Below are 17,137 nucleotides of genomic sequence, written 5' to 3' on the forward strand. Positions count from 1 at the left end.
CAATCTCCAAACAGTCGGGGTGAGCCTAATGTCCAGAGCGCGGCGCCCCATCGCGCACGCCCTGAAAATGAAATCAGCGGTCGGGCACGAACACCGTCCCGAGCGCGGCCGGCGCGGTCGAGCCGCCGGTCCGCGCCCGTGACAGCAGCACCAGCACGATGACCGTGGCGAGATAGGGCAGCGCCGACATGAACTGCGAGGGAATGCCGACACCCCAGCCCTGCGCGTGCAGCTGGAGGATCGTCACCGCGCCGAAGAGGTAAGCGCCGATGACGAGCCGGCCCGGCCGCCACGACGCGAACACGACCAGCGCCAGCGCGATCCAGCCGCGGCCCGCGGTCATGCCGGGAATGAAGAACGGCGTATAGGCGAGCGGCAGATAGGCGCCGGCAAGGCCCGCGCAGGCGCCGCCGAACATCACCGCATAGAGCCGGATGGTCAGCACCGGATAACCCAGCGCATGCGCCGAAGTATGGTTGTCGCCGGCCGCGCGCAGGATCAGCCCGGCGCGGGTGCGGTACAGGAACAGCCAGACTGCGACCACCAGCAGTAGCGACAGATAGACGAAGCCGTCTTCGCCGAACAGGATGCGGCCGACCAGCGGAATGTCGGTAAGGCCGGGGATGTACAGGCGCGGTGCCGGCGTTATGCGTTCGCCGACGAAGCCCGCGCCGATCAGGCCGGACAGGCCGATGCCGAGAATGGTCAGCGCCAGGCCGGTGGCGACCTGGTTGACGGCGAGGCCGAGCGCCATCATCGCAAACACCAGCGACAGTGCGATGCCGGCAGCGATGCCACAGAGTGCTCCGACGAAGATCGAGCCGGAATACAGCGCGCCGCCGAAGCCGCAGGCCGCGCCCATGATCATCATGCCCTCGACGCCGAGGTTGAGCACGCCGGCGCGTTCGGTGATCAATTCCCCGGTGGCAGCGAGCAGCAGCGGCGTCGAGGCCGCGAGCACCGCGAGGATGATGGCTTCAAGCAGTCCCATCGGCGGCCTTTCGTTGCGGCATGATCAGCCTGATGCGGTACAGAATGAGCGAGTCACAGGCCAGCACGTAGAACAGCAGGATGCCCTGGAACACCTTGGTCATATCGAGCGGGATCTTCATGGCGATCTGGGCCTGCTCGCCGCCGATGAAGGTCAAAGCCAGGAAAAGCCCTGCAATTAATATTCCAACCGGGTTGAGCCGTCCGAGAAATGCAACGATGATCGCGGTGAAGCCGTAGCCCGGCGAGATGCCCGGCTGCAGATGGCCAATGGGGCCTGCAACCTCGATGATCCCCGCGAGGCCAGCGAGCGCGCCCGAGATCGCGAAGGTCAGCAGGATCAGCCGGTTCGACTTGAAGCCTCCGAACCGTGCGGCGCGCGGCGCCGCGCCGACGACACGGATTTCAAAGCCCTTGATGGTGCGGCCGAGCAGCACGGCGGCAGCCGCGACCACCACCAGCGTGATGACCACGCCGAGATGCAGTCGGCCGCCCTCCATGATCAGCGGTACGGTGGCGACCGGATCGAACTCGGCGGTGGTCGGGAAGTTGAAGCCGGCCGGATCGCGCCACGGCCCGCGCACCAGATAATCGAGAAACAGTTCGGCGACGTAGACCAGCATCAGGCTGGTGAGGATTTCGCTGGCGCCGAAACGCACTTTGCAGATCGCCGGGATCAGCGCGTAGAGCGCGCCAGCTGCAGCGCCCATCAGCAGCATCATCGGCATCACCCAGATGCCGGCATCGGTGCCCTGCGTCTTCACCGCGAGCCAGCTGCCGGCCACCGCGCCGACCAGGAACTGGCCCTCGGCCCCGATGTTCCAGACATTGGCCAGGTAGCACATCGACAGCCCGATCGCGATCATCACCAGAGGTGCGGCCTTCACCGCGATCTCCTGCAGCGAATAGCTGTCGGTGAGCGGGGCGATGAAATACACCGCGAGCGCCGCGATCGGATTCTTGCCGAGCAGCAGGAACAGGACGCTCATCGTCACGACGGTCAGGCCGATCGCAATCAGCGGCGAGACCAAAGCGATGGTAGTCGATCGCTCGCTGCGTTTTTCAAGCACCAATTGCATCGAGCGGCTCCTTGGCGGCGAGCGTGCTGCCGCCCATCAACAGACCAAGTTTTTCGCGGCTGGCCTCCGCGGTCGGCAACGGCTGGGAGAGGTGGCCGTGGAACATCACCGCGATGCGGTCAGCGATCTCGGCGAGTTCGTCAAGGTCCTGACTGGTGACGAGGATCGCGCAGCCTTCGGCGGCGAGATCGAGCAGCGCCTGGCGGATCACCGCGGCAGCGCCGGCATCGACGCCCCAGGTTGGCTGGCTCACCACCAGCACCACGGGCTTGCGCAGGATTTCGCGGCCGACGATGAACTTCTGCAGATTGCCGCCGGACAATGAGGCGGCCTCGGGATCGCGCTTCGCCTTGCGGACGTCGAACGCCTTGGTTGCGCGATCAACGGTGGAGAGCGTCGCGGCGGTGTTGACGAAGCCGTGCTGCACCATGCCTGACGCGGCGTGGCCGGTGAGCAGTGCATTTTCCGACAATCGCATCCTTGGCGCGGTGCCGTGGCCGAGCCGTTCTTCCGGCACGAAGGCCGCGCCGAGCTTGCGCCTTGCGGTGATCGAAAGATGGCCAGCAGCGTGACCGTCGATCACCACCGTGCCGGGGTCTTTCGCCAGCCGCTCGCCGGAGAGGGCGGCGAACAATTCATCCTGGCCGTTGCCGGCGACGCCGGCGATCCCGAGGATCTCGCCGCCCTTGAGCTCCAGCGAAATGTTTTTGAGGTGGACGCCGTGCGGATCGTCGGGCTCCAGATGGAGGTCGTTGACGACGAGCCGTGGCACCGTGGTCTGGCGACCTGCTGCGGCCTTCACTTGCTTGATCTCGGCGCCGACCATCATCCGTGCCAGCGACGCGGCGGTTTCCTGCCGCGGGTTGCAGGTCGAGATCTTCTTGCCGCCGCGCAGGATGGTGGCGGTGTCGCACAGCCGCTTCACCTCATCGAGCTTGTGGCTGATGTAGAGGATCGAGCGGCCTTCGGATTTCAGCCGCTCAAGCACGACGAACAGCTGGTCCGCCTCCTGCGGCGTCAGCACCGCGGTCGGCTCATCCAGGATCAGGAATTTCGGATTCTGCATCAAGACGCGGACGATCTCGATGCGCTGGCGTTCGCCGACCGAGAGTTGCCAGACCTCGCGCTTGGGATCGAGCGGCAGGCCGTAGACATGCGAGACTTCTTCAAGCCGCGCCGACATCGCCTTGAACGATTCCTTGCCGTCGAGACCGAGCGCGACGTTCTCTGCCACCGTGAGATTGTCGAACAGCGAGAAGTGCTGGAACACCATGCCGATGCCGCGGGCGCGCGCATCATGCGGGCCGGATAGCACCATCTTCTCGCCTTGCCACAGCATCTCGCCTTCGCTGGGCTGGATCAGGCCGTAGATGGTCTTCACCAGGGTCGATTTGCCGGCGCCGTTTTCGCCGAGCAGCGCGTGGATTTCCTGCGGCCAGATTTCGATGTCGATGGCGTCATTGGCCAGGAAGCTGCCGTAGCGCTTGGTCAGACCGATGGTCTGCAGCAGCGGCGTCTGGCCGGCACGCGGATTGGAAGGCGTCGGATCTAACATTCGCAACCACGCGTTTGAGGAAGGAGTGCGTAATTGTGTGCCACATTTGGATGCAACGTAAATCTTTAAAAAGCGCCAACCGTTGCTTAGTGTTTCAGCAATTATCCCGTTGAGCGCGAATCGCTCAATCGACTCGCGCTCAGGCGGCGGAGTTCAGCTTCCGATCGGCTTTCGGTCGACCCGGAGAGCGGTAGCGAGGTGGTGGCGCTACAGAGTGTTGCAAATTTGTGACGCGGTGTTTCTATCGTTTTGCCGCTTCGATGGCGCTGCCAATAACATGGGCACCGCGCTTGCTTCAAGAATGCAGCGCAAATCCTGTACCAGCGTGCGTCCTGGTGGGCTGTGGCAGAACGTCGCAAAACGCCAGTTTTTACAGCCGCGAATTGAATTTCGCGGGGCGTGTATGGCGGCAGCGATGCCACCTTTTTCGCGCTCCGGTCATGGCCAAAATTTCCGACATGGTTGTGTTTTCTGCTGAAACTTGCAGCAGCATCTGAAGAAACATCGGGCTTCCCAGAATGTGTAGTTGCGGCAATGTCGTCGCAGAGACGCGATTGAGCGGCTTGCTATCCATTCTGGCTATCAATCATTTGGGGGAGTTCTGATGTCCTACAGCTACCGGGCAATGGCTGCAGCAACCGTGCTGTCGCTAGCCGCACTCGCACCCACCCAGCAGGCAAGCGCCGCTGACATGGCGGCGATGCCGATGAAGGCGAAGCCGATCGTCGACCTGCCGTTCTTCCTGGTGAACGACAACCGCGTCACCTATTCCTACATCTTCGACGGCACCGATCCCGGCGCCTTCACCGTGCGCCCGGATGGCAGCATCAACGGCAAGACCGCCAAGTCGGTCTATTCGTTCACCCACTTCGACGTCTGGGCCTACGGCACCAACTTCTTCACGATTTCGATGTTCAAGTCGGATCATAACGATCCCGCTTCGCCGTGCACCGCTCCGGGCGTCACCATCACCGGCGGGGCCGCCGATTGCGCCGGCGCTACCGAAATCTACGGCCTGATCCGCAGCACCTTCGGCCTCAACGAGATTTTCAGCACCAAGGCCTTCACCTACGGCTACCTGCGCAACGTGTCGCTCGAAATCGGCGCCGACGCCAATTCGGAAAACACTTTCCTGGCGCCCGCCAAGCGTGACGTGGTCGCTGGTTTGCAGTTCGCATTCGATCTGCCCTACAAGGGCTTCCTCAACGTGGCGCCCTTGTATTACAAGGAAATAAACCACAACGCCTTCATCCAGTGCGGCCTGTTCGGACCCGGCACCGCGGGCGTGACCTGCAGCAGCGACGGCAACACGGAGTACAAGGGAACCTGGGCGGTTGAGGTCAACTACTACATGGACCTCGGCTTCCTGCCCGCCAACATGCAGTACTTCTCGCTCAGCGGTCGTGCCGGCTGGTACGGCAAGAAGGGCAACCAGAACGGTTCGCTCGGCGCTCTTGCCGGTGGCACCGAAACCGCAGTCGAACTCAACTCCGAGCCGATCCGCCTGACGATGGACGTCAGCAAGGCGATCTGGGGCGACAAGTACTCGCACAATGTCGACGTCTGGGTGGCCTACCGCTACTGGCAGAACAAGTTCGGCCTCGACCACAATGCCGCGCCGGGCGTCTGCACCCTGGCTGGCCGCAGCACCAATACCTGCACCGAGGAATCGCTCTACTCGGGCATCACCGTCAAGTTCTGATCCGGGCTGACCTTTAGCGATCGATGGCGCTGCGAGATATCGCGGCGCCATTTTCGTTTGAAGTTATCGCACGCCGGGCTGTCGTCCCCGCGAAGGCCGCGACGACAGCCGGCTATTTCTGCGCCGCCCAGAAGCCCTCATGCAATGCGGCGCCCTCGTCTTCCAGCAGTGGGCCGATCACTTCGATCGACTTCTGACCGGCGGCGAAGACCGTGCGACAGGGCAAATCGAGGGTCGGGTTTTCCGGATGCGCGCCGGTGATCGCCTTCAGCCTGGCTTCGCCGAGGCCGAATACGACGCGGCCGATGCCAACCCAGTAGATTGCGCCGGCGCACATCGCGCAGGGTTCGGCAGAGGAGTATAGCGTGCTGCGTGCCAGAATTTCGGCGGGCAGGGTGGTGGCCGCCGCCGTGCACAGCAGTCGTTCGGCATGCGCGGTGCCGTCATGCGACGGCATGAAGCCGTTCTCGGCCTCCAGCAACAGCTTGCCGCCGGAATCGACCAGTACGGCGCCGAACGGATGATTGCCGTTGGCCACGGCGCGGCGGCTGGCGTCGAACGAACGGCGGAGGTAGAATTCGTCGCGATTTTCCTGTTCGTCCATCGTTGCCTCTGTCGTCTGTTCGCTTGGAGATCGGATGCTGCGCGGATTCGCCAGAAACCGTTCGCCGAATTACACTGGCTGCGAAACGTTCCTCATCGCGGCCCGGCCGCGACCACCAAAGAAGCATGATTGCGATGGAAGCGAAAGTCGCCCCGGCCGTGTCGCTCGGCGCAGAGATTGTCGATCGTATCAACGCGCTCGCCGCCATTTCCGAGATGCCGGACAATATCACGCGGATTTTCCTGACACCGGAGCACCGCGCCGCCGCCGAACTGATCATGGGCTGGATGCGCGACGCCGGGATGGCAGCCCATCTCGATGCGATCGGCAATGTCTGCGGGCGCTACGAAGGCGAGCGGCCGGGTCTGCCATGCCTGATGCTTGGCTCGCATTACGACACCGTGCGCGATGCCGGCCGCTGGGACGGCCCGCTTGGCATCATCACCGCGATCGCCTGCGTCGGCGACCTGCATCGGCGTGGCAAGAAGTTGCCGTTCGCCCTGGAAGTCACCGGCTTTGCCGACGAGGAGGGCGTGCGCTTCGCCTCGACGCTGCTCGGCAGCCGCGCCATCGCTGGCACGTTCGACGAGAGCGCGCTGGGCGGCAAGGACAAGACAGGCATCCGGATGTACGAGGCGATGCGGGCGTTCGGGCTCGATCCCGACCATGTCGGCGCGGCTGCGCGCGCGCCGAGCGAATTGCTCGGCTATGTCGAACTGCATATCGAACAGGGGCCGGTGCTGGAGGCGAAGAAGCTGCCGGTCGGTGTCGTCACCGCGATCGCCGGCGCGACGCGGCTGGCGGTCGAGTTGCGCGGCATGGCCGGCCACGCCGGCACGGTGCCGATGGCGCTGCGCCGCGACGCGCTGGCGGGCGCGGCGGAGTGCATCGTTGCGATCGAGGAATTCTGCGCGACCGACCGCGACGGGCTGGTCGGCACCGTCGGCTACATCAATGCGATGCCCGGCGCGACCAATGTGATCCCGGGCATGGTGTCGTTCACCATCGACATCCGCAGCCCCCGCGATTCCTATCGCAAGCTGGCGGTGGCGGACATCGTCCGCCAGATCGAGGAAATCGTGAAGCGGCGTCATCTGACGCTGGAGATCAACGTCACCCATGAAAATCGCACCGTGCCTTGCGCGCCGTGGCTGCAAAAGCAAGTAGCGGAGGCGGTGAAGGCCGAGGGCTATCGCGTATTCGAGCTGCCGAGCGGCGCCGGCCATGACGGCATGGCGATGATTGACATAGCCGACGTCGCGATGCTGTTCGTGCGTTGCCGCGGCGGCATCAGCCATCACCCGGACGAGCACGTCGATCTCACCGACGCCGAAGCTGGCGCGCGGGTGCTGCTGCGGCTGATCGAGGACTTTAAAGCGAAGGGGTAGGGGCCCGCGCGCACGCCTGCTGTTCCCTTGCCGCCGTTGACAATCGCTCGCCGGCTTCCGAAGGTCTTGCCAACAAGACTTCAACAACCGGAGGACGCCATGAGCGACAGCGAGATTTTCAAGCAGGGCCTTGAGGTTCGGCGCGAGGTACTCGGCAAGGATTATGTCGACGGCAGCATCGCCCGCGCCGACGATTTCATGATGGCGTTCCAGGACATCACGACGTCATGGTGCTGGGGCTACGCCTGGACGCGGCCCGGACTCGACCGCAAGACGCGCAGCATGCTCAATCTGGCCATGCTGACCGCGCTGAAGGCGCCGAACGAGCTGAAGCTGCACGTCAAGGGCGCGCTGACCAATGGCGTCACCGTCGAGGAGATCAAGGAAATCCTGCTGCACGCCACGGTGTATTCAGGCATTCCCGCCGGCCTGGAGGCCTTCAAGGCCGCCCATGAAGTGCTGAAGGCGGAAGGCGCGCTCGGCAAGGCCGCAGCCGAATGAGCGCCGCGCTCCGCCGGATCGCTTTCATCGGCCTCGGCAATATGGGCTGGCCGATGGCCGCGCGATTGCAGCAGGCCGGCTTCGAGGTTGCGGTGAGTGACGCCGTGCCGGGGCGTGCGGATGATTTCGCAGCCAGAATCGGTGGCGTAGCGGCGGCGGATGTCGCCGCAGCGGCCGGTGGCGCCGATGTCATCATCACGATGGTGCCGACCTCGGCGCATGTCGTGGGCATCATCGATGCGATCCGCAGCCGGCTGCGCCCGGGCCAGATCGTGATCGACATGAGTTCGGGGGCACCGGCGGCGACGCAGAAGATCGCGGCGGAGTTGGAGCCGCTCGGAATTACCGTGTTGGACGCCCCCGTGTCAGGCGGCGTGTCGCGTGCGATTACGGGCGAACTCGCCATCATGAGTGGCGGCGATCCCGCGGCGCTCGATCGTGTCGATCCTCTGTTGCGGGCGATGGGCAACACGATCCACCGCATCGGGCCGGTCGGATCGGGGCAGGCGATGAAGGCGCTCAACAATCTGGTCTCGGCCGGCGGCTTCCTGATCGCGGTCGAGGCGCTGGTCATCGGCCAGCAGTTCGGGCTCGATCCCGCTGTCATGACCGACGTGCTCAATGCTTCCACCGGCATGAACAACACCACGCAGAAGAAGCTCAAGCAGTTCGTGCTGTCGCGAAAATTCGACAGCGGCTTCGGGCTCGATCTGATGGTCAAGGACCTCTCGATCGCGCTCGAGGTCGGTCGCGACAACGCTGTGCCGACGCCGTTTGCGGCTTTGTGCCGCGAAATGTGGGCGAGTGCTGCCGCGACCCTCGGCAAGGGCGAGGACCACACCGCGATCGCCAGGCTCAGCGAGAAGCTGGCCGGCGTCACCCTGGGAGACAAGACGTGACCGCGAACACGGTGAATTTCCACGGTGTGTTTCCCTATCTGGTTTCGCCGACCGACCCGGAAGGAGAAATTCGCACCGACGTGCTTGGCCGGCTGTGTGACGACCTGATCGGATCCGGCGTGCACGGCCTGACGCCGCTCGGCTCGACGGGGGAGATCGCCTATCTTGGCCGCGAGCAGCGCCGCACGGTGGTGCAGGCGACGATCGAGGCCGCGAGGGGCCGGGTGCCGGTGGTGGCCGGTGTCGCCTCGACCTCGACGGTGGATGCGGTGGCGCAGGCGAAATCGTACCAGAAGCTCGGCGCCGACGGCATCCTGGCGATTCTGGAGGCGTATTTCCCGCTCAAGGACGCGCAGGTCGAATCCTATTTCCGCGCCATTGCGGATGCCGTCGATATCCCCGTGGTGATCTACACCAATCCGCAATTCCAGCGCTCCGACCTCACCCTCGACGTGGTGGCGCGGCTCGCCGAGCATCCGCGGATCCGCTACATCAAGGATGCCTCGACCAACACCGGGCGGTTGCTGTCGATCATCAACCGCTGCGGCAGCGATCTCGAAGTGTTCGCGGCGTCCGCGCATATTCCCGCCGCGGTGATGCTGATCGGCGGCGTTGGCTGGATGGCGGGGCCGGCTTGCGTGGCGCCGAAGCAGAGCGTCGAGCTATACGATCTGTGCAAGGCACGTCGTTGGGATGAAGCGATGGCGCTGCAGCGCAGGCTGTGGCGGTTCAACGAGGCTTTTGCGAAATACAATCTGGCGGCCTGCATCAAGACCGGGCTTTCGATCCAGGGCTATGAGGTCGGTGATCCCATAGCGCCGCAGGCGGCGCTCACTGCGGACGAACGCAAGGTGATTGAAACGCTGCTGCGGGAGATCGGCTGACATGCGCCGGCGCTGTTGGCGGCTGTGAGGCTTATGGGCTAGAACGAATCCACAGCCTGTCTGCCAAAGGACCTCCTAATGAACATTCTGCCCGGCAATTTGCGTTTTGGCGCTGGTCTGTCGCCCAAGCGCCTCGAGGACCAGCGACTTCTCACGGGCAAGGGCCTGTTCATCGACGACAAACCGGAAGACGGCGCGCTGTGGCTGCATGTGCTGCGCTCGCCGCATGCGCACGCGAAGATCACATCCATCGACACCACCGCCGCAAAGGCGATGCCGGGCGTCGAGGCGATCTACACCGGCGCCGATCTGGTCGCCGGGGATGTAGGCACGCTGCCGACGCTGCCGATCTTCAAACGGCCCGACGGCTCGCCCGCGACCTTTCCGCCGCGCCGGCTGCTGGCGCATGAGACCGTGCGCTACGCCGGGGAATCGGTGGCTGCCATCGTCGCGACCTCGCGCAGCCAGGCGCAGCTCGCGGCTGAAGCCATCGACGTCACCTATGAAGTGCTGCCGGCGGTGGTCGATCTCGCCACGGCCGCGGAGCCCGGTTCGCCAACGGTGTGGCCGGACGCGCCGGACAATATCGCCGCCGTAATGAGCTATGGCGATGCCGCCAAGGTGGACGCTGCCTTTGCGGCGGCCGAGCACGTCGTCTCGCTCGACATCACCAGCCAGCGCCTGATTCCCTCCGCGATGGAGCCGCGCAGCACCATCGCCGAAGTCGACAAGAAGTCCGGCAGGCTGACCTTGTTCGTGCAGAGCCAGACGCCGGCCTCGACCCGCGACATTCTCGCGGATGCGATTCTGAAGCGACCGAAGGACAGCATCCGCGTCGTGGTCGGCGATATCGGTGGCGGCTTTGGCCAGAAGACCAGCCTGTATCCGGAAGACGGCATCGTCGCTTACGCCGCGGTGCAGCTTGGTCGCAAGATCCGCTGGCGCGGCGACCGCACCGACGACTTCGTCGGTGGCACCCACGGCCGCGACCTGACCTCGACCGCGCAGATCGCGCTCGACGCCAAAGGCCGCATTCAGGCCTACCGCGTGAAGTCGATCGGCGGCACCGGCGCCTACATTTCTCCCACCGGCGTGATCATTCCGCTGGTGCTTGGCCCGTTCGTGCAGACCAGCGTCTATGACCTGCAGCTGGTGCATTACGATATCAAGGCGGTGATGACGCACACCGCGCCGGTCGGCGCCTATCGCGGCGCCGGGCGGCCTGAGGCCGTGTTCATCATGGAGCGCCTGATGGACGCCGCCGCGCGCCAGATCGGCATGGATCCGCGGGCGATCCGCAAGGTCAACTACATCAAGCCGACGCAGTTTCCCTACAAGAACGCGGTCGGCCAGACCTATGACAGCGGCGCCTTCGCGCACATGCTGGAGCGCGCGTCCGAATTGTCCGACTGGGACGGCTTTGCCGCGCGCAAGAAGGCGGCGAAGAAGAAGGGCCTGCTCTATGGGCGCGGCCTGACCAGCTATATCGAATGGACGGGTGGTCCCGGCACCAAGGAGACCGTGACGCTGCGCGCCACCAGTGAGGGCCGCGTCATCCTGCATTCGGGCACCCAGGCGATGGGGCAGGGACTGCAGACCGCCTATTCGCAGCTGGTGGCGGAATCGCTGGGCATCGGCATGGACAAGATCGACGTGATTCAGGGCGACACCGACGTCATTGTCGGCATGGGCAGCGTCGGTTCGCGCTCGCTGTTCGTCGGCGGCACCGCGGCGGTGGTTTCGGCGCAGGACATGATCACCAAGGCCCGCGAGAAGGCCTCGCAGATGCTGGAAGCCTCGGTCGACGATATCGAATATTCAGCTGGCTTCCTCACCGTGGTCGGCACCGACAAGCGGATCGGCCTTTTCGAGATCGCCAAGGCGGAGAAGGACGCGGAGCTCAGCGTCGAATCCACCGGCGTGGCCGATGGCCCGACCTGGCCGAACGGCACGCATATCTGCGAGGTCGAGATCGATCCGGAGACCGGCATCACCACTGTGGTGAAATACACCACGGTGGACGATGTCGGCGTCGCGGTGAATCCGATGCTGGTCACCGGGCAGGTGCATGGCGGCGTCGTGCAGGGCATCGGCCAGGCGCTCTATGAAGGCGTGCATTACGACGCCGAGGGGCAACTCCTGACCGCCAGCTATCAGGATTACTGCATCCCGCGTGCATCCGATGTGCCGCCTTTGTCGGTCACGCTCGACGGCTCGGCGCCCTGCGTCACAAATCCAATCGGTGCCAAGGGCTGCGGCGAATCCGGCGCGATCGGCGGGCCGCCCTGCATCACCAACGGCGTGCTCGACGCGCTAAGCGGTCTGGGCATCACCCAGCTGAACACGCCGCTGTCGCCGCTGAAAATCTGGAACGCGATCCAGAGCGCGCAGGCATCGGCCTAACCTTCAACAACAAGAATACTTTCTGGAGAAAAGACGCCATGAAGAGCTATCAGGTCACCGACTTTAATGCCCCGCTCGAACTGGCGGAAATGGACACGCCGCAGCCGACCGGCACGCAGGTGCTGATCCGCGTCAAGGCTGCCGGCGTCTGCCACAGCGATCTGCATATCTGGGAAGGCGGCTACGATCTCGGCCATGGCCGCAAGCCGCTGTCGCTGAAGGATCGCGGTGTGTCGCTGCCGCGCACGATGGGCCATGAGACCGTCGGCGAAGTGCTGGCGTTCGGGCCGGACGCGCAGAACGAGCCCGGCGTGAAGATTGGCGATATTGCGCTGGTCTATCCGTGGATCGGTTGCGGGAAATGCGCGACCTGCCTCGCGGGCGACGAGAACATGTGCTTGAAGCCGAACTCGCTCGGCGTCCATTGCGACGGCGGCTATTCCGATCACATGCTGGTGCCGCATCCGCGCTATCTGCTTGACCTTCAGGGCATGGATCCGGTCACCGCCGCGCCCTACGCCTGCTCGGGCGTCACCACCTACAGCGCGCTGAAGAAGGTCGAGAAAGACCTCGGCAACCCGATCGTGATCTTCGGCGCCGGCGGTCTTGGCCTGATGGCGCTGTCGCTGCTCAAAGCGTTGGGCGGCATGGGAGCCATCGTCGTCGATATCGATGCCCGCAAGCGCGAGGCCGCGTTGCAGGCCGGTGCGCTGGCCGCCATCGATGGTGCCGCTCCCGATGCGCTGGCTCAACTGATGCAGAGCGCCGGCGGCCCGATTCTGTCGGTGATCGATCTGGTCGGCAACAGCGCCACCACGCAGCTCGGCTTCGACTGTCTCGCCAAGGGCGGCAAGCTGATCATCGTCGGCCTGTTCGGCGGCGGCGCGACCTTTGCGCTGCCCCTGATCCCGATCAAGGCGCTGACGATCCAGGGCAGCTATGTCGGCAATCTCCGCGAGACGCAGGAATTGCTCGACCTTGTCCGCAGCAAGAAGATCGCGCCGATCCCGGTGATCACGCTGCCGTTCGAGCAGGCCAATGCGGCGCTGAACGATCTGAAGGCCGGCAGACTGGTCGGCCGCGCAGTGCTGACGCCGTAGCGGCATCCATGCCCCGGATGCGATGCGATACGCAGTATCGCTTCGTGTCCGGGACAAGACATTCAATCACCCCGCCGTCACGTCGACCAGTTCCTCGCCATCCAGCACACTTTTGGCCTTGGCATGGTCGAGGTCGCCTTCCCAAGCGCCGATCACGACGGTGGCGACGCGAAACAGCACGATCGAGACGTCGTCGATGAAAGCGGTGATGCGGGCGGCTTTATCGCCGCCGACCAGCGCCATGCTGGTGCCGAACAGGATCGCGAAGAACAGCACCTGCAGCATATCGTTGCGCGCCAGCGCGTCGAACGAGGTGGTCGGGATGATGTTGAGCAAGAAGCTGCAGATGCCGCCGCCCTGCAATTTATGGGCGTTGTCGGTGTAGTTGCCCAGCGCCTTGGCATCCAGCGTGGCGGTGTCGACGTTCATGCCGTGGCCGGCGCCGAATAGGTAGGCAAGCAGCAGCCCGACCACCAGCGCCACGGTGGTCATGACCTCGAAATGGACTAGCGCCTTGACGCTGGCCGACTTTCTTGAGGTCGCCGGCGCCGGCAATACCGTGCACGACGACGCAGAACACGATCGGCGCCACGATCATCGAGATCAGCTTGAGAAAGGCGTCGCTGAAGAATTTCAGGCCACCGCAAAGTCGGGCGAGGCCACCCCAATTCCGATGCCCAGCAGCAGAGCGGCCAGCACCTGCACGAAAAGCGAATGATACAGCGGTTTGCGCTGCATTTCGATGCCGACTGCGACGCCATGATTGGTTCTCCGTTCGCTTGGAGAACAGAGCAACAAACCTGCCACCTCGGGGCGTCAAGGCGTGCCGCGGCACGCCATGATCGGGGTAGGGTCTTCTCAATCAGGAAGAAAGCTATCTGATTTAGCGAATCAGAAAAGTTAACTGTCTTAGGCGGGCAGCTTCTCTTCGTCCGCGATCGATTCCATCAGGGCGACCATCTGGCGCTGCACGGTCTGGCTCTTGATGCGGCTGTAGGCCCGCAGCAGGCGCAGGCTGAATGCGCTGTCCAGGAACAGCAAGCTTTCGACTTCGCGGGTCTTGCCGTCGCCGTCGTAGAAGAACGTCACCGGCACGTCGAGCGCGGTCGCAATCTGCTGCAGACGGGCTGCGCCAACGCGATTTACGCCTTTTTCGTACTTCTGGACCTGCTGGAAACTGACGCCCAACTGTTCGCCCAAATCCGCCTGTGAAATTTTCTGCTCAACACGACGAAGACGGATTCTCTTGCCCATCTCGATGTCGGGTTTGCCGGCACTACGCTGCTTCATTCGTCACCATTCAGTTTGTTTAGACGGAAAATTTTAGCTTTTTTTGATTGCTTTGTTTACCGTGGTAATCTCCCCGGCCCACTTGGCCGAGGCTCGCTCTTATACACAGCCAGAGATCGCGGGAATGGATGAATTCATCTTTTCACTAAAAAAATTCATGAAACAACAAATTTGGCGAAACCGAATAGAGCTGCAGATGATGCGCAGGTATCTGGTTGCTGTGCGCTTTCAAACCAAACCGCCGCCGACGATTTAAATCAATTCGTGGGTACAATTGTCGCAGCAAATGCAAAAGACACGTCTCTGCAGTTCTGATGCCGATCCCGTGTGACTCAGCCCACGCGATCACTGTTGACAGCCGTTCGCATCACAGGGCTTTGGATCGACGCACGTTGTAGTTTCAGTTACCCTTTAACGGCGGTGCGGCCCATAAGGTGCATCACGATGTTGTGCTTTCATAATTGATACGTTGCTGCCGAAACGAGGTTTCAATGTGCCGCGCGAATGTGAGCACGATGCAATCGGATGATCGATGTTGGCATCGGTGATACCAGGCGTTTCCACCTGTCGGTCTGGTACCATCGTCACCACGGATCTCCCGCGAATACCGGCCGCTTCCCAATTTACCGGCCAACTTCACGATGCAGCAGGGTGGCGTTCCGTTTATCAGAACGGTGCTCGACGCCGCGACCTGTCGGGCGGGTTGGACTGGTCATGACCGCTTGCGGCGAGGTGTCACAGGTTGCTCTCGGTGATCGCCGCACACACCATGCTTCGCAATTCACGTCGTACCGGATAGGCGCTGGACGGCAGCAGCTGGGTCATGAAGATTACGATTAGCTCCTCGGCGGGGTCGATCCAGAACGCCGTGCTGGCAGCGCCGCCCCAGGCGTATTCGCCGGCGCTGCCCGCGATCATGGTGCTGGCCGGATCCATCGTTACCGAGAAGCCGAGGCCGAATCCAACGCCGGCGTTGGTGGCCTCGGAGAACAGCGACTTGGACATTTCCGTGAGGTCGCGGCCGCCCGGCAGATGGTTGGATGTCATCAGCGCCAGCGTCTTCGGGCCGAGCAGGCGCACGCCGTCGATTTCGCCGCGATTGAGCAGCGCGCGGCAGAAGGTGAGATAGTCGGCTGCTGTCGAGCAGAGCCCGCCGCCGCCGGAGATGAACGACGGCTGTTCGAGGAACGAACTGGTGCGGGGATCGTCCTGCAGTACCATGCCGCCGCGGCCGTCCGCGGCATAGCAGGCGGCCAGGCGGTGCGCCTTGTCGGGCGGCACGAAGAAGCCGGTATCGGTCATCCCCAACGGGGCGAAGATGCGCTGTTGCAAAAATTGGTCGAGCGGCTGGCCAGCGATCTTCTCAATGAGATAGCCGATGACGTCAGTGGACACCGAATAATTCCAAGCGTCGCCGGGTGAGAATTCCAGCGGAATGCTTGCCAGATCCTCGATCATGGACTGTATCGTGCCGGCCTTCTCGATCTCGCCGATTTTCAGCGCCCGATAGGCCGCGTCCACATTGCTGCGCTGCTGGAAGCCGTAAGTGAGCCCCGAGGTGTGGCGCAACAGGTCGATCACCAGCATCGGCCGCGCCGGCGGTCTGGTCAGGAACGGCGCAGTTACGCCGGCCTGGTACACGCCAAGGTGGGCCCATTCCGGAATGTATTTGTGGACGGGCTCGTCGAGCGCGACGCGGCCTTCTTCCACCAGCATCATGAAAGCGACTGAAGTGATCGGCTTGGTCATCGAATAGATGCGGAAAATGCTGTCGTCAGCCAGTGCGCGTTGGCGTTCGATATCAGCGAAGCCCTGAACGGCATGGTGCGCGATCTGGCCGCGTCGCCAGACCAGCAACTGCGTGCCGGGAAAGCGTCCGGCATCGATATAGTTGCGTTTCAGATGCGCGTCGATGCGGGCCAATGCAGCAGGGGACATACCGGTCTGTTCAGGCGCGGGGGCGGATAGCGAATTCTTTCGCAGCATTTTCAACGTCACTCCAACGTTTGTTGCCAGACCATTTTACGGATGCCGCTCTGCCACCGGGATTTGTATCGCGCGGAGATTGTCGCGCCAGCGGATATGATCGCGCGATAGCATCGCTATGGCAAATGCAGGACAACGAGACGGCATGATGCACTCAAGGCAACGCCTGTTGCCGCGCGGACACCGCTCAGCCGGCGTCGCTCCAGTCGCGTTGCCCGAGGTCGTGCATGCTCTCCAGGAAGAACTGGTCGAATTGAAACGGCGGCGTCGACGCGAGGCCTGCTTGCGCCATCACCTCGTTGAACGCCTGGCCGAGTTCGCCGACGCGCTCGGCGAAGGTCGCAAGCCCCTCGCGTTCGGCGCTGCCGACCACCTCGAACAGGGTGGTCTTGGCGATATCCGTCTTGCTGGCGACCACGCTGATACGGTCGTTGAGCGAATTGGTGCGCAGCGTGTCGAGTTTTCGCCCGAAGGAATCGAAGTGCTCGACGGCGGCGGCGGCATTGGCGCGGAGGTCGGCGTCGGCCTGTGACAGGATGGCTGCGGCCGACACCACGATGGCGGCCTTCAGCGTGGTCGCGGCGTCGCGCAAGGCGGCGGGGATGGGGTCATGGCTGGCGTCGGGGTGGGGCATCGTCAGGTCCGCTCGGTGGTGGCATTGGCGCTCCTCTTAACATCGATACCCATCCTGCCGGCGGCTGTAAAATAACACCGTCGGCAGATCTGCTTGTTTCGAGTGCGTCGCACAACAATTGA

At 63.5% G+C, this 17,137-nt stretch carries 14 protein-coding genes and 1 pseudogene; 7 read left to right on the plus strand and 8 right to left on the minus strand.

Annotation, left to right across the window (positions count from 1 at the left end; translation table 11 throughout):
• Positions 1-73: 73 nt before the first annotated feature.
• Genes JWQ24_RS22325 through JWQ24_RS22335 form a run of 3 tightly spaced genes read right to left on the minus strand, consistent with a single transcriptional unit; the run spans position 74 to position 3,624 of the window.
• Entirely contained in the window at positions 74-991 is a 918-nt protein-coding gene (locus JWQ24_RS22325) for an ABC transporter permease (RefSeq protein ID WP_299812639.1), read from the minus strand.
• Complete coding sequence (locus JWQ24_RS22330) at positions 978-2,069, minus strand: ABC transporter permease (protein WP_299812641.1); 1,092 nt, start codon at positions 2,067-2,069, stop codon at positions 978-980. The genes JWQ24_RS22325 and JWQ24_RS22330 overlap by 14 nt, the downstream gene beginning before the upstream one ends.
• Complete coding sequence (locus JWQ24_RS22335; protein WP_299812642.1) at positions 2,053-3,624, minus strand: ABC transporter ATP-binding protein; 1,572 nt, start codon at positions 3,622-3,624, stop codon at positions 2,053-2,055. Before JWQ24_RS22335 ends, JWQ24_RS22330 begins: the two co-directional genes overlap by 17 nt.
• A gap of 604 nt (positions 3,625-4,228) precedes the next feature.
• Between JWQ24_RS22335 and JWQ24_RS22340 the strand changes: the two genes are divergently transcribed.
• A complete protein-coding gene (locus JWQ24_RS22340) occupies positions 4,229-5,326 on the plus strand; it encodes a hypothetical protein (RefSeq protein WP_299812644.1) in 1,098 nt (365 codons plus the stop codon).
• 112 nt (positions 5,327-5,438) lie between these two features.
• Here the strand turns inward: JWQ24_RS22340 and JWQ24_RS22345 are convergent, their stop codons facing one another.
• Complete coding sequence (locus tag JWQ24_RS22345) at positions 5,439-5,930, minus strand: nucleoside deaminase (RefSeq protein ID WP_299812646.1); 492 nt, start codon at positions 5,928-5,930, stop codon at positions 5,439-5,441.
• Positions 5,931-6,064: 134 nt separating this feature from the next.
• Between JWQ24_RS22345 and JWQ24_RS22350 the strand changes: the two genes are divergently transcribed.
• The 6 genes from JWQ24_RS22350 to JWQ24_RS22375 all read left to right on the plus strand — a co-directional run bounded on the left by JWQ24_RS22350 (position 6,065) and on the right by JWQ24_RS22375 (position 13,105).
• Complete coding sequence (locus JWQ24_RS22350) at positions 6,065-7,318, plus strand: allantoate amidohydrolase (RefSeq protein ID WP_299812648.1); 1,254 nt, start codon at positions 6,065-6,067, stop codon at positions 7,316-7,318.
• A 99-nt stretch (positions 7,319-7,417) separates the two neighbouring features.
• Positions 7,418-7,819 carry a carboxymuconolactone decarboxylase family protein gene (locus JWQ24_RS22355; protein WP_299812650.1) on the plus strand — a complete coding sequence of 134 codons (402 nt, stop codon included), beginning with the start codon at positions 7,418-7,420 and terminating at the stop codon, positions 7,817-7,819.
• Positions 7,816-8,718, plus strand: coding sequence for an NAD(P)-dependent oxidoreductase (locus tag JWQ24_RS22360; protein WP_299812652.1), 903 nt, complete (start codon positions 7,816-7,818; stop codon positions 8,716-8,718). The genes JWQ24_RS22355 and JWQ24_RS22360 overlap by 4 nt, the downstream gene beginning before the upstream one ends.
• Positions 8,715-9,602, plus strand: a complete 888-nt coding sequence (locus JWQ24_RS22365; RefSeq protein ID WP_299812654.1) for a dihydrodipicolinate synthase family protein — start codon at positions 8,715-8,717, stop codon at positions 9,600-9,602. Before JWQ24_RS22360 ends, JWQ24_RS22365 begins: the two co-directional genes overlap by 4 nt.
• A gap of 78 nt (positions 9,603-9,680) precedes the next feature.
• A complete protein-coding gene (locus JWQ24_RS22370; protein ID WP_299812655.1) occupies positions 9,681-12,005 on the plus strand; it encodes a xanthine dehydrogenase family protein molybdopterin-binding subunit in 2,325 nt (774 codons plus the stop codon).
• A 38-nt stretch (positions 12,006-12,043) separates the two neighbouring features.
• Positions 12,044-13,105: an alcohol dehydrogenase gene (locus JWQ24_RS22375; RefSeq protein WP_299812656.1), complete on the plus strand. Its 1,062-nt coding sequence runs from the start codon at positions 12,044-12,046 to the stop codon at positions 13,103-13,105.
• A 165-nt stretch (positions 13,106-13,270) separates the two neighbouring features.
• Here the strand turns inward: JWQ24_RS22375 and JWQ24_RS22380 are convergent.
• From JWQ24_RS22380 to JWQ24_RS22395, 4 genes and pseudogenes are all read right to left on the minus strand, one after another.
• Positions 13,271-13,843, minus strand: a pseudogene (locus JWQ24_RS22380) (cation:dicarboxylase symporter family transporter); the annotation flags it as partial.
• A 171-nt stretch (positions 13,844-14,014) separates the two neighbouring features.
• Positions 14,015-14,395: a helix-turn-helix transcriptional regulator gene (locus JWQ24_RS22385; protein WP_143574650.1), complete on the minus strand. Its 381-nt coding sequence runs from the start codon at positions 14,393-14,395 to the stop codon at positions 14,015-14,017.
• A gap of 735 nt (positions 14,396-15,130) precedes the next feature.
• A complete protein-coding gene (locus tag JWQ24_RS22390; RefSeq protein ID WP_299812792.1) occupies positions 15,131-16,381 on the minus strand; it encodes a serine hydrolase domain-containing protein in 1,251 nt (416 codons plus the stop codon).
• A gap of 187 nt (positions 16,382-16,568) precedes the next feature.
• Entirely contained in the window at positions 16,569-17,015 is a 447-nt protein-coding gene (locus JWQ24_RS22395; RefSeq protein WP_299812657.1) for a hypothetical protein, read from the minus strand.
• Positions 17,016-17,137 lie beyond the last annotated feature (122 nt).

The sequence above is a fragment of the Tardiphaga sp. genome (genome assembly GCF_028290495.1).
GTDB lineage: Bacteria > Pseudomonadota > Alphaproteobacteria > Rhizobiales > Xanthobacteraceae > Tardiphaga.